Source organism: Vibrio iocasae (genome assembly GCF_042245395.1).
GTDB lineage: Bacteria > Pseudomonadota > Gammaproteobacteria > Enterobacterales > Vibrionaceae > Vibrio > Vibrio iocasae.
In genome coordinates this window covers 3,651,080-3,664,804 of record NZ_CP145311.1, presented here as the reverse complement: position 1 = coordinate 3,664,804, position 13,725 = coordinate 3,651,080, and the positions used below count along the sequence as shown (strand labels likewise).

Here is a 13,725-nt window from a genome sequence, read left to right as displayed (position 1 = left end):
TTCCTTTAATTACTTGTTCTGAGGGTAAACCGGATCTAACCAACCCCATTTATCTTCTGTTGTTCCGTCAAATAGTCCGAAGAAGGTGGACTGGATCTTCTCTGTGATAGGGCCGCGTTTGCCTTCACCAACTGTAATCTGATCGACACTACGTACAGGAACGATCTCTGCCGCAGTACCTGTCATAAAGATCTCATCTGCAAGATAAAGTGCTTCGCGAGCGATATTCTCTTCACGGATTTCATAACCAAGATCTTTTGCGATTGTCATGATTGCATCGCGAGTGATACCAGGAAGGATTGCGCTGGTTGCTGGTGGAGTGGAAAGCACACCATTTTTGATTACGAAGATGTTTTCACCAGCACCTTCAGAAAGGTAACCATCGACACTAAGTGCAATACCTTCTGCGTAGCCGTGACGACGAGCTTCACCGCCAACTAGTAGAGAAGAAAGGTAGTTACCACCTGCTTTAGCGGCAGTTGGAATAGTATTTGGTGCTGCACGGTTCCAGCTAGAAATCATCGCGTCTACACCGTTAGCAAGTGCTTCTTCACCAAGGTATGAACCCCATGGGAAAGCCGCAATGATCAGATCCATTTCGGTATCAACTGGTGGGCAAACACCCAATCCGACGTTACCTACAAAACCAAGTGGACGAATATAAGCAGAATCAAGCTTGTTTTCGCGCAGAGTCTCTTTACACGCTTCCATTAGCTCATCAACAGAGTAAGGGATAGGGAAGCGGTAGATTTTTGCAGAGTCTTTCAGGCGCTGCATATGCTCTTTATGGCGGAATACAATTGGTCCGTTAGGCGTGTTGTAGCAGCGGATACCTTCAAAGACAGAAGTACCGTAGTGCATAGCGTGGGTTAGTACATGGACGTTTGCTTCTGCCCATGGAACCATCTCTCCATTGAACCAAATATAATCAGCTGTATTTGTTGCCATTCTAAAATCCTTCTTTAAATTTTGTATGCACTGAGCAGTTCATCTTTTTCCAGATGAGAAGTGACGACATGTGTTACGTCCCAAAGCTTTTCGATCTGATTGGTTATCAGTGTAATCGGACGATCACTGTCTACCACAATTTCAATCTTAGCTAATTTACTCTCTTGGTTCTGTGTCGCAAGTATCTGCTTAATAATAAATCCACGGTGACGTACAACACGAAGAATACGTTCAACCAGAACAGGCTTATCATTTGCTTCAATGGTTACTAAATATCTTTCCATCAGGTGTTCTCCAACATATCCTGGTTTGCTGCACCTGGTGGTACAAGTGGCCATACATTCTCTTCTTCAGCGATAGCGACATGCAGCATGTACGCAGTTTCGCTTTCCAGCATCTCTTTTAGTGCTGGTTCAACTTCTTCTTTTCTGGTGATTGTTTTACCAGGAATGCCAAACGAAGCCGCCAGTGCTACAAAGTCAGGGTTGTCATCAAGAATAGTTTCACTATAACGACCATCGAAGAACAGAGACTGCCACTGACGAACCATACCTAAACGTTGGTTGTTCAAAAGAACGATTTTGACAGGAACGTTTCGGCGTTTAATGGTTCCTAGCTCCTGAACATTCATCATGAATGAGCCGTCACCAGTAATCAGGATAGATTCATCTTCAGGGCGTGCTACTTTCGCACCAATTGCTGCTGGAAGACCAAAGCCCATGGTACCCAGGCCCGCAGAGGTGATGTAGTTTTCAGGGCGACGAGGCTGCATATGCTGCGCTGCCCACATCTGATGCTGACCTACGTCGGTAGAAATGATAGAGCTGTCTGGCATCATATCTGAAAGTTGTTTTAGCAGAAGTGGAGCGTAAATAAGCTCGCCCGGATGGTCATAGCGCCACTTGAACTTGTTTCTTAGCTCTTCGGTGTGCATTAGCCATGGTGCTAGATCTTGTGTTACTTCAAGCTGAGGAAGAATTACGTTGATATCGCCACGAACGGGAGCGTGAGCATGTCTTAGTTTATTGAACTCTGCAGCATCGATATCGATATGGATAACTTTTGCTTTTGGTGCAAAGGTATCCAGTCTGCCCGTAACACGGTCATCAAAACGCGCACCAACAACGATCAGAAGGTCAGACTCCTGAACCGTAAGGTTAGCGGCTTTGGTACCGTGCATACCAACCATACCAAGATAGTTAGGATCGTGACGGTTTATTGAACCTAATCCTTTCAGTGTGCTTACTGAAGGCATTGGGTTGCTTTTCAGAAAGCTGCGAACCGTATCTGTGGCTTTCGCCAACTGAACACCACCACCGACGTATAGAACGGGTCTCTCAGCATCTGCCAGCAGTTCTTGAGCCGCATGCATACTCTCTTGAGTTGCTACCGGAATTGCTGGTGGCTCAAAGTAAGGAAGAGAGTGAACAGGAGCATCGGCTAACTGAACATCTTTCGCTATATCGACGATAACAGGACCAGGACGGCCAGATTTAGCTACTTCAAATGCTTCTGCCAATGTAGGCGCTAAATCATCAATATCAGTAATCAGGTAGCTGTGCTTGGTACACGCTAAAGACATACCGATAACATCCATTTCCTGAAATGCATCGGTACCGATTAATGGGCTGGCAACCTGACCCGTAATAGCAACAAGAGGAATGGAATCAAGGAAGGCATCAGCAAGACCAGTAACAAGGTTTGTTGCTCCAGGGCCGGACGTTGCCATACATACGGCCACATCCTGAGTTGCTCTTGCCATACCTATTGCAGCCATTGCGGCTCCCTGTTCGTGACGGCAGAGGATATGCTCGATACCACCATCGTAAAGGGCGTCATAGATTGGCATGATGGCACCGCCCGGATATCCGAAAACGGTCTTTATTCCTTCCTGTTTTAAGGCGGCAACAACTAAATCAGAACCATTCATTTATTGCCTCCTTGCGACGTTGTGTTTGCTTCATTAGTGCACATGTTGTGTTCCTGTACTTCTCGGTTAGCCTTCGGCATGGCTATTTTCATTAACTCAAATTACAAAAAACCCCCGGACCTTTCAGTGCGGGGGTTTTTGGAAATCTTTATTTAGTTTTTTCCGTTCACTCGCCCCCGCGCGGTTCTAATCAGGACCACGACAAGCACGATAATGAGAATGTTAAGTTTTGCGGAAAAATTCATTTGTTCAGTTATTTATATCTTTGTATATGTTTGCACCACTAGTGGTAACACATTAACCACTTTGCTGACAAGAAAAAACTCAGTCTTTTTTCATATTTATTCTTTTTCAAATCAGGATATATAGGTGTGAGTGCAAAGAATTCAGTATCTATTCATCTGTTTTGATTAAGGGAATTTATGGGATTGGCAATCATTCATAGTCGTGCTTGTGTTGGTGTAGAGGCTCCACAGGTTCAGGTAGAAGTTCATATCAGCAACGGCATGCCAGGTTTCAGTTTGGTTGGTCTGGCCGAGACAACGGTTAAAGAATCTAAAGATAGGGTAAGAAGCGCCATCATCAATTCCAACTTTGAGTTTCCTGCTAAGAAAATTACTGTCAATCTCGCACCAGCAGATCTTCCTAAAGAAGGTGGTCGTTTTGATCTTCCTATCGCTCTTGGTATTTTAGCCGCCTCAGAACAACTGCCATTAAGTTTGATAGATACACATGAATTTATCGGAGAGCTGGCTTTATCTGGTGAAATTAGGCCTGTTAAAGGCGTTCTTCCTGCAGCATTGGCTGCTATTAAATCTGAAAGGTGCCTAGTTGTACCTGATGCCAATGGTTCACAGGCTGCTTTAGTAGGGGAGAAGCTACACAAATCAGCCGTAGATTTAACGGATATATGTGCCTACTTGTGTGGTCAAAAAGCTTTAGGGTTACAGCAACCCAAAAGCTCTGAAAGCTGTTTATCGTCATCCAGAGATCTTCAGGACATCATAGGACAGCAACAAGGAAAGCGCGCTTTAGAGATTGCAGCGAGTGGCAGGCATAATCTCTTATTCGTAGGTCCCCCCGGAACGGGTAAGACTATGCTGGCATCACGACTATGTGACTTGCTTCCTGATATGACTGATGAAGAAGCTCTTGAGTCTGCTTCTGTTGCTTCTCTTACGCAACAGGATATTAACCATCAAAACTGGAAACAGCGTCCTTTTCGTTCACCGCACCATTCAAGCTCAATGGCTGCGCTTGTGGGTGGTGGTGTGAATTACATCAAATAATGAGAACGTACATTAATTAATGAGAATGAATGAGTGCAGTAGAAACCAAGATTGCGAGACGCTGATCTAGTACTATGGTTTAGAACTTAAAACAAAAAAAGGAACCAAATAGTCCCTTCTTCGTATTGAATGATACATCTACTGTAGGGTCAGAACGGGTCAGGCTCTTCAGGGTATTTGGCCTTACATGTTTTATGGAGGTGATCTAGTGCTCGTTTAACCTTGTTTACTGATACCTCAGAATGCAAATCTGCCATTAATTGTATGTTGTTCTGCTTATAGGATTTGTAAGGTTCAAAGTTTAGGTTGAGCATTTTCGATGACAAATTATGTAATATACAGTCATTAGAAGAGGAGCATGTACGACTATAATCATCGCTGTGTATGGCATCTGGAAGAGATTGGCTGGTTCTATGGGACGTTATTTCCACTCTAGGAAACCCAGAGGTGTCTTTTAACAATGCGTATCTGTCATTGACCTTCTTAGCATGTGTTATCGTCATATCTACAAAATAATCATTACGATAAACTTTTTCCAGCGTCCCTAACTCATAGAAAAAATCGTAAACTCTTATGTTGAGCTGGCAATCGTTTTTACCATTCCCATTAGTAAAGTAAGGTTTGGAATCCAACGTATCTGGATCTTCACTCTTCCAGGGGGATGAGTATGTGTCGTCTTCGTTATTGTATACTTTGTTTAGAAAGTCTATCGTTTCCTTGATTGAAGGCCCGTTAGCAGCAAACGCACTTGAAGCCAATGGAAGTACCAACAATAGACTTAATGACTTCAGCTTATTCATTTCTCAGTCCTTTGTTTAGATATGGGAAGTTTATTAATCTCTGAGAAATTAGCTTACATCTCGATGGTTCCTCCCACAAAATAAAGTGACTAATGATTGATATTGGACAATATTCACCGTTTTTTGTTTGTATGTTCATTGATTAGCTTACAAACAATAACGCATGCTGCTTTAGTGCGACATGCGTTGTTGGATGATGTCTATCGAGAATGATAGGTTCGTATACAAGGCTACTTATAAGAATTCTGAGCCTAACTGTGGGCCAGCTGAAACAAGAGCTTTACCGTCTTCATTGTCCGTATAGCTCTCGAAGTTTTTTATAAAACATTCAGCTAAGTACTCTGCTTTGCACGTCCATTCCTGAGGTTCGATGTAAGTATCGCGAGGGTCGAGAATGCCATCTTCAATTCCAGGAAGTATTGTCGGGATTGATAGATTGAATATCGGAATTTGCCTCTTGGGTGCCTCATCGACCGTATTGTCTAAAATGGCATTGATAATGGTGCGGGTATCTTTCAATGACATTCTATTCCCAGTGCCATTCCATCCAGTATTTACCAGATAAGCCTCTGCGCCAGAAGCTTTCATACGTTTGATCAATACTTCAGCGTATGCCGTAGGGTGCAATGTTAAAAACGCTGCACCAAAGCATGCAGAGAATGTTGGCGTTGGTTTTGTAATGCCACGTTCAGTACCTGCGAGTTTAGCGGTAAAGCCAGAGAGAAAATGGTATTTGGTTTGCTCAGGAGTAAGTTTCGATACTGCGGGAAGTACGCCAAAAGCATCTGCGGCCAAAAAGATAATTTTAGTAGCGTGGCCTGATTTTGAGATCGGTTTTACGATGTTATATATATGCTGAATGGGGTAGGAAACTCGGGCGTTTTCCGTCTTGGAGGAATCGCTAAAGTCGATACTACCATCTTTACGTATTACTACGTTTTCTAGAAGCGCATCCTTACGAATTGCGTTAAATATCTCAGGTTCGGAGAGTTTAGTTAGGTGAAGAGTTTTCGCGTAACAACCGCCTTCGTAATTGAAAACTCCGTCATCATCCCAACCGTGTTCGTCATCACCGATAAGCTTACGAGATGGATCGGTAGACAAAGTTGTTTTGCCAGTACCAGATAAACCAAAAAATAACGCGGTATCGCCAGCTTTACCAACGTTTGCTGAACAGTGCATAGACGCGATCCCTTTCAGTGGTAAAAAGTAGTTCATCATAGCGAACATCCCCTTTTTCATCTCACCGCCATACCAAGTGCCTCCAATGAGTTGTATTTTTTCTGTGAGGTTGAAAGCGATGTAGTTTTCGGAGTTAAGCCCTTGGCGCTTCCAGTTAGGGTTGGTTGTTTTAGCTGCGTTGATCACTACAAAGTCAGGGTTAAAAGAGTGCAACTCAACTTCAGTAGGTCGAATAAACATGTTTTTGACAAAATGTGCCTGCCAGGCAACCTCAGTAATAAAGCGCACCCTCATACGAGACTCAATATTGGCTCCACAGTAGCCGTCAATGACAAATAAACGCTTACCGGATAGTTGGGTTATCGTGGTGTCTTTCAGTTCATTCCATACTTCAACGGAGATAGGTTGATTGTCATTTTTTGCATGCTCAGAGGTCCACCAAAGAGTTTTTTGGGTCACTGCGTCTTGCACAATGTACTTATCCTTCGGTGAACGGCCGGTAAAAATACCGGTATCTACAGCAACGGCGCCTAACTCAGTGATGACGCCTTTTTCAAATCCATCCAGGTTTTTTCTGGTCTCTTCCTCAAACAGCAGTTCATAGCTTGGGTTGTATACGACTTCTGTTATATCTGTGATCCCATACTCTTTGAGATCATGGATCAAGTACTCATTTGTGTATTCCATTACGTTCATCGGGGGCACCTTTATAGGTTTGGTTAGCTGTAACAAATAGGGGGGTATGGATGATTGCATAACTGAATGTTGGTCGATGGCTTAAGTTCACCTAAGACTAAGTTCAGGTTAAATCGTGAGTATTGTAGAGAGTGATTTAGAGCGGAATGTGAATGATTTCGAATAATATAGTGTCTTTAAAAGCAGCTATGAATTTTATGTGATTAATGGCGTTATCGTTGGGGAGCGATAACGTCTCATTGGTACACTGTTGACTCAATAGAGAGGCGATTTGCTACGGAAACAAAAAACGGGGTTCACCCTCCAATGGTGGCGTAACAATAGTTTTAACCGTCAGATACGACAAAGCCACAGGCACTGCCTATGGCTTTGTATAACAGCTACAAAATGTTTATCATTCAATCTGAAGAGGGAACGCATTTTGTGTGCAAGGCTAGGGGGTTTATCACCATGTACATGGGAGGGAAATTCCCTAAGCTTATCGTATATCCTTGGTGGCTCACTTTGCAATTATGCCAAGTTCGATTGATACAATATCGATAGATAGTAGTTCAATGAAAAAGTATAGATATCCGAGGATCTTGAAATTAGTCTATAGGCGTGGGTAAATTGTCGCAAGTTTATTTTAAATACAAGAGACAGTGATTGTTTATCCTCATTAGATAGCATCAGAATAGGGCTCAATAGACCGCCACTTACATTTAGGAACAGATTATAACGACCAGTTACATATGTATTCTTAAGGTATGCAAGCGTATGAAGTACAGTATTTCTTGTAGACTCATCCTATCTCAATGAATGTAAAGCTACGAATTTTGGCTCTTTCGAACGGATAGTTCAGCCGACTTTTCCAGTCGGCTTTTTCTTTGATACCATGTTTGAATGTGAGTTTGTTCTCAGACAGGCTTTTGGAATATGATGAACTTATGCACAGTTTCAGGGGATAAGTGATGTATTACTTGGGTATGTGCAAAATAGCTAGTATGAGCCTTTAACGCTCTCTAGCCACTGTCACATAGAAGTAGACATATTTAGATGTCTTGTTTAACAAATTTAGTCAGCCCATAGGGCTACATAGTGGAGAGTATCCTCGCCACTATGCTGAGCCAAACTGGTGATGGAAGTCTAGTAATACTTGAGCTCTCCAAACTCTGCCCAGTCTAGACGAAAATGATCTTTATAGTTGAAAGTTAGGCGAATGATGGCATCTTCAAAGCTGATTGATTCTGGAGGGTTATCGTTTTTTGGATTAAATACACTTCCTGTGTTTTCAGTAGCATTAATCGTATCGTAAACGGTCGCATAGCTTTTACCGCTCTGAACTTTATTGCTGATAGTTTCAGAACCTTTACTGCGTGTGGTGTTGTCACGCATGTGATAAGTGCCATTTTGAATGCTCACCGTTTCAATCATAGTGTCTGAATGGTTGGTGAAGCGCCAAACCACACGCCCTTCATAACCTTTCTTATGAACTCCGTATTCTAAAGTAAACAAAGGCCTGCCACCCTTAAATACAGCTGCATATTTTGTGTATTTGTAGTTTTTGGACGATGCGATTTTATTTGATACTGGCTTAAGCTCAGGCAACTCAACTTCTTCGAACGTACTAACAGTCTTTGAAGTTGCGATGCTGTCTCCTTTCTTCGTTAGAGACGTATTCTCATCCTGAGTAAGTTCACCAATAAGTGCACTTGCTTGTTCCTCATTAAGATTCTCAATTCCGCGCTCTGCTGCCACTTCGCTTAAAGGCTTAATATTGATGATGGTGCAGTTGTTATCGACTCCGTTGTAGGTGCCGTTTTTCTTAAGGCACTGCTCTCGGGCTTCTGAGATAGCCTGTTGGCGCTGCTTGTTGGCAATTTGTGCAATTTCAGCTTTTGTATATTGGCTACCTTGATAGTTGTATTTGAGCTGCCCGGTGTCCTGATTTCGATATTGTTTTTGTGCCGCCTGTAGTTGTTTAGTTGCTTGCTGCTGAGCTTTGGCCGCTGCGCGTTGTTGTTTCTTTATTTTGATGACATCTTGTTTAAGCTGCTTTTGAAAAGCCGCATCTTGCTTGTCGAGCTCTTGTTTATGCTCAAAGAGTTCCCTAACAACGGGATCATGGATTTGAGAGCCGTCACCGGTGAGTTTTGCCATGTGTAGACCGGTAAGGTTCTTGCCCCCTCCATCAAAATACACATCTTTGACAGTCGCGGTCATGATTTGGGCAGTATCGGCTGCGTCCAGGCCTGAATTTAGAGCAAGTCCACCTACCGCTGCGGTAACGGCAAACTTCATAAAACCATCACCATCATCTTCTTCATAACGTTCAGTGCGACCACCAGAGCCCGAGATTAAGCCTCCCACTTTTTTATATTCTTCTTGCAGTGCTAAATCGAGTGGGGTAGAGCCTTTGTGCGTCAGTGCGTTCAAGTTCGCCCCACCTTTAATCAACCATTCCGTTGTATTGTAGAAGCCGTTGTAAGCACTTGCATGAAGAGGTGACCAGCCGTTCGAAGCTACTTTTATATTTGGTGATGCGCCCATCTTGAGCAGCAGCTCAACCACCTCGTAGTAACCTTCATTTGCGGCATTGTACACAGGGGTATAGTTTTTGTTAGTCGCTAAATCAACATCTGCGCCATAAGCAATCAGTGACTCCACTATTTTTTTGTTGCCATCAGCGGCTGCCTCTGTGAGCGGTGTCCAGCCTCCAGAACCATTATTCGTGTTCACCTCAGCACCGTTTGCAAGAAGGAGTTCTGTCATTTCAAGGTCTTCGTTTGTAACTGCTTCAAATAGAACACTCTCATCTTCGCTGTCACGATTGTTGATGTCGGGCCCATATTTAAGAAGGAGACTGGCTAACTCATGGTTTCCGGACTTAACAGCGTTGTGTAGAGGGGTATGAGATTGTTTATCTTTGACATCAATGTCTGAGCCATATTTAAGTAGAAGCTCAGCGTGTTCCTGTGACTGGGTTTCCATAGCAATATGCAAAGGGATCTGTTTATTCCAGTTGGCTTTGTTTGGATCCGCACCAAACCTCAACAAGTCACCAAATACTTCGGGTTCCAGTTTGTAGCTAACGGCTCTTCCAAGAAGAGATTGCTTACCTGTACTCCCATTGAGGTTAGTACCGGCTTTGAGCAAGAGGTAGATAGAGTCTTTTTTACGTTTCGCTTTAGAGTGATCCGGTTCGCTACGAGCCATGATGAGCTGACTCGATATTTCAGCTAACTCTTGCTGAGCTTGCTCAGTTAGGTTTGCTTTGTTTTTTTCTAGCGCTTGCTGTTTGCGCGCCAGAGACTGGTTCTGGGTATTGGTGTTTAACAGGTGTGAACCATACAAGTTGCTTCCCGCTATAGGCTCATCAATGGCAAAAAAGAGTGCGTTGAACCCGCCCCAACCATATTGAGAAGTATCATTATTAAAGCTTAAGCTGCTAGACAGTTGGTTCGGATTTGCACCAACAGAAAGAAGGTACTCAATGATGTGGGGGTGTTTTGCGTACGCGGCCAACATCAATGGAGAAAAGTTTTTGCTCAAATTATCAATAGGAGCACCAAGCTCAATGGCTTTTTTTACGGTTTCAAGGTTGCCCGAGCCAACAGCCAGGAAAGTGAGGTCCCGGCCATCTTCTGTTTTAGCATCAATATCGGCTCCTGCATGTGACAGCAACGCTAACATTTTCGTGTCGCCATTGTATGCGGCAAGATGAATAGGGCTGCCCCAGATCGTATTATCACCGGAGTTTTGAGTTACTTTCTCAACCTGAGCACCATGTTGAATAAGTAACTTGGCGACATCATATTGTTCATGTTCGACGGCTGTTAATAAAGGTGTGTAGCCAAAACCATCGATTTTGTTGACATCCTGACCCTGCTCAATGAATGCACCTATTGTCGCCAGATCACCGGAGTAGGCTGCATCGGTAAATTTAGACCGGCTGGCACAGCCTGATAGAAAAACCGTAACAGAGAGTACGACAAACAAAGAGCGTAGAGAAAAGCGATGTTTAGCGAAAAACGTCATAGAGATTAACCAACAAGTTCCTAGCACAAAAGTACTAATCATTCATTGAGCTGATATGAATATCAATTACCCAATCATTATATGTTATAACTGTGTTAACTGAAGCACACTAACGTGCAACAAAAATCGTGTTTACTAATGTGACAGCTCACTTGAATTCGGGGGGAGAGGCAGCATGGATAGTCAAGCCATTGCGATAGAAGAGCTTAAACTCGTTCAAGCCATCATAAGCAATCAAGAAAATACTCGTTTAAAGATCATGGGTTGGGGAGTGGCCGCTGTTGTCGCTATTTCAGTCTCTTACCTTGCAGAAAGAATTAACATGCCTCCAAGCTCTTATCTGGGACTTTCCGTCATCATCATAGGCTTATTTTTATGGTTGGACGTGATCCACCGAGTATCGGTTGACCGAGCTATTGAGAGGTCGGCTACCATTGAGCAATACTTAAGAGATGGGGGCGATTATGACGGCCCGAAGATAGGTCTGAGCATGTCAGTCAGTAACGGGCTCTCTTATCAACTAAATGCCGTTAAAAACATTCGGGTTTACGCTCCATATCTGGCACTAACAGGGGCTGTATTAGTGGTATATCTTTTTCACTAATACTTTAGTGCTATTTTTTTCTCTATGGAGAACCGGATAGGTTCAACGAGCCTATCCGGTTCTTGACGTTTACTTATGACTTAGTTCAAAGCCTCGCACGCTGCCTCCTTTAACCATTAGTTTGGCGTCTTCCTTGCCTAAGCACTTGGTTTTCTTGTTGCCTTTGTATCCACAAATATAACTATTCCAGTTTGGGCTGCCTGACACATTAAAGCCATATCCGCTGTTGGCCTTAGGCACTGTTGGGCTCAGCCTAATATAACCGGTCGCACCATTGTTTTTTATTCTTAAAAGAATGGACAAGTCAGCAGGCAAGGGCTCATCAGTATCAGCGTCCCACTTCCAACTTCCAGATACCAATGGCTCTCCCATCAATGAAGACAGGCGATATTTCACAGTCATTGTGCCGGTATTAATGCCGGCGACCGATACACCCATCTGACTAATCGTTCCTTGTATCTCGGTTTGATTATTATTTTTTAGGTTACCAGCGCGTACGAGACCGTGAGGTAGGGGAACCGGCTTTTGTTTCGATTTTGCCTTTGGCTTCTCAGTGGTCGATGCTTTCTCTTTCTCTTTCTCTTTCTCTTTCTCTTTCTCTTTGTCGTGAGTGACCCTAGTTTGCTCTTGTTCAGATAAGTCTTTTACCAGCGAGCCATAGTGAGAGCTGTCCGGCTTTTTACTTCTGAGAGCCGTTAATCTAGAGCGTTCAAGCTGCTCTATTTTTTTTGCATTTTCTCTCTTCTGCTGATTAGCACTGGTGATAGATTGATGCCTTATTGCTTCTACTTTTTGTTGTTGTTTTAACAAATGCGCAAGCGCGGGATCTTTAATGGAGATATCACCTGAGAGATACCGTTTATTTAATGCCGCCAGCGTGTTGGTTTGTCCCCCGGACCAAACATCTGAGACTGCTGCCGCAAAGACTTCACTACCATGATAGGCATTGACATCACTGGCGTAAATTCCGGTGCCGATTGCCGTGATAGTCAGGCCTTTCATTACGGTGTCAAAATCCCAAAACGATGCTTCTTCTACAGCCCCATACTCTTTGAGAACGGGAACAAGAGTATCTCGGTCATTGTCCAGAGCGATGTCCAAGGGATAACCAGCCGTACCCCCTAGTTCAACATTTGGGTTTGCCCCAGAAAAAAGAAGCAGTTTGGCAATATCAGGCTCATTGTCATAGATAGCTTGTTCAAGTGGATAGAAAGTGTAAGCACGCTTGGTTGGTATTCTCTCATTGACGTCAAAACCTGTGGCTAAAACCGCCTCAACAAGCGCGATATCACCTTCGCGAATCGCATGACCTAATGCTAAATCATAAGGGTAACGGTCAACATTACAGGTTTGATCGATGAGAAGGACTTGTTCCGGCTTTTTCGGTATGACGGTACACACTTTTAAACCCACTTCTTTGGGGGATGCTCCTAAACGAATAAATGCTTCAAAGCTATCGGTGTAGCCCTTTTGAAAGGCTGCAACAAATGCATCGTTGAGCTCTTGTTTGGAAGCAATCGCACCGTAGGTATATAACCTTTCGGCTATACGGCCACCCTTAGGGTTGACGAGCGCTCGCTGCATGGCTTGGTAACTCGATGCTTGTGAGCCACTTAAGAACAGAACGTCAATGATATCAGGGTTGCTGGCGTTGTAAGCTGCAGAGTACAGAGGAACGTTGAGTTTATTCTCTGCGTACATGGCTTCCGCGTCGGGGTGTACACCTTCTTCGACAATAAGATATTTGACTACTTCCAGTTGGTTGTATCGCGCAGCAACCGTCAGAGGAGAGTATACGTCTTTATAACTGCGTGTTAGGCCATGAGTGTAGTAGTGTTTGAGCCTATCAATTTCCCCTTTTCGTGCTGCAATTCTGGCTTGGTAAACTAAAGGTGTTGCACCTTTTTCAATAAAATAGTCACTTAAATGTGTTTCTTTTTCATCTTTATAGTAACGATCAAGACGCTTTGCCTGGACATTTAAGGCATTTAACTGTTCAGGTGTGGCTTTGACTCCGGACTCTATTGCAACGACGGCCTTATCCAGTAACTCTGTTAGCGCTTTACGGGTTCTTGGTTGTTTGTCTTCGGTTTGAATGGTACCGAGCACGCTGAGAATTTGGTCAATCTGTTGCTCTGGTGGCAAAGCATCGATTTGAGCCTTCTGGCTATCGGAAACCAGGGGCGCGGCACAGGCGGTAAGAAATGATATACAAAAAAGTAGTATCAAGCGTTTCATAAGTCGTCCTATTTATTTAGC

The 13,725-nt window shown here is 43.6% G+C and carries 8 protein-coding genes and 1 pseudogene; 2 read left to right on the top strand and 7 right to left on the bottom strand.

Annotated features, from left to right (window positions below):
* Positions 1-9 precede the first annotated feature (9 nt).
* The 3 genes from SNR28_RS26730 to ilvG are packed head-to-tail and all read right to left on the bottom strand — an operon-like array spanning position 10 to position 2,878.
* Positions 10-948 carry a branched-chain amino acid transaminase gene (locus tag SNR28_RS26730; protein ID WP_277824970.1) on the bottom strand — a complete coding sequence of 313 codons (939 nt, stop codon included), beginning with the start codon at positions 946-948 and terminating at the stop codon, positions 10-12.
* Between the two features lie 14 nt (positions 949-962).
* A complete protein-coding gene (ilvM, locus tag SNR28_RS26725) occupies positions 963-1,232 on the bottom strand; it encodes an acetolactate synthase 2 small subunit (protein ID WP_277824968.1) in 270 nt (89 codons plus the stop codon).
* Entirely contained in the window at positions 1,232-2,878 is a 1,647-nt protein-coding gene (ilvG, locus tag SNR28_RS26720; protein WP_375752018.1) for an acetolactate synthase 2 catalytic subunit, read from the bottom strand. Before ilvG ends, ilvM begins: the two co-directional genes overlap by 1 nt.
* Before the next feature lie 422 nt (positions 2,879-3,300).
* Here ilvG and SNR28_RS26715 point away from each other — a divergent pair.
* A pseudogene (locus SNR28_RS26715) lies at positions 3,301-4,149 on the top strand (YifB family Mg chelatase-like AAA ATPase); the annotation flags it as partial.
* A gap of 167 nt (positions 4,150-4,316) precedes the next feature.
* On the opposite strand, the gene SNR28_RS26710 reads toward SNR28_RS26715, so the two are convergent.
* The 3 genes from SNR28_RS26710 to SNR28_RS26700 form a co-directional block, all read right to left on the bottom strand.
* A complete protein-coding gene (locus SNR28_RS26710; protein WP_375752017.1) occupies positions 4,317-4,967 on the bottom strand; it encodes a hypothetical protein in 651 nt (216 codons plus the stop codon).
* Between the two features lie 234 nt (positions 4,968-5,201).
* Entirely contained in the window at positions 5,202-6,845 is a 1,644-nt protein-coding gene (gene pckA / locus SNR28_RS26705) for a phosphoenolpyruvate carboxykinase (ATP) (RefSeq protein WP_375752016.1), read from the bottom strand.
* 1,125 nt (positions 6,846-7,970) lie between these two features.
* On the bottom strand, positions 7,971-10,862 hold the full coding sequence (locus SNR28_RS26700) for an ankyrin repeat domain-containing protein (protein WP_375752014.1): 2,892 nt from the start codon (positions 10,860-10,862) through the stop codon (positions 7,971-7,973).
* 175 nt (positions 10,863-11,037) lie between these two features.
* On the opposite strand from SNR28_RS26700, the gene SNR28_RS26695 reads away from it, so the two are divergent.
* Positions 11,038-11,466: a hypothetical protein gene (locus SNR28_RS26695; protein ID WP_375752012.1), complete on the top strand. Its 429-nt coding sequence runs from the start codon at positions 11,038-11,040 to the stop codon at positions 11,464-11,466.
* A gap of 69 nt (positions 11,467-11,535) precedes the next feature.
* Here SNR28_RS26695 and SNR28_RS26690 read toward each other — a convergent pair whose 3' ends face one another.
* A complete protein-coding gene (locus SNR28_RS26690) occupies positions 11,536-13,704 on the bottom strand; it encodes a hypothetical protein (RefSeq protein WP_375752011.1) in 2,169 nt (722 codons plus the stop codon).
* Positions 13,705-13,725 lie beyond the last annotated feature (21 nt).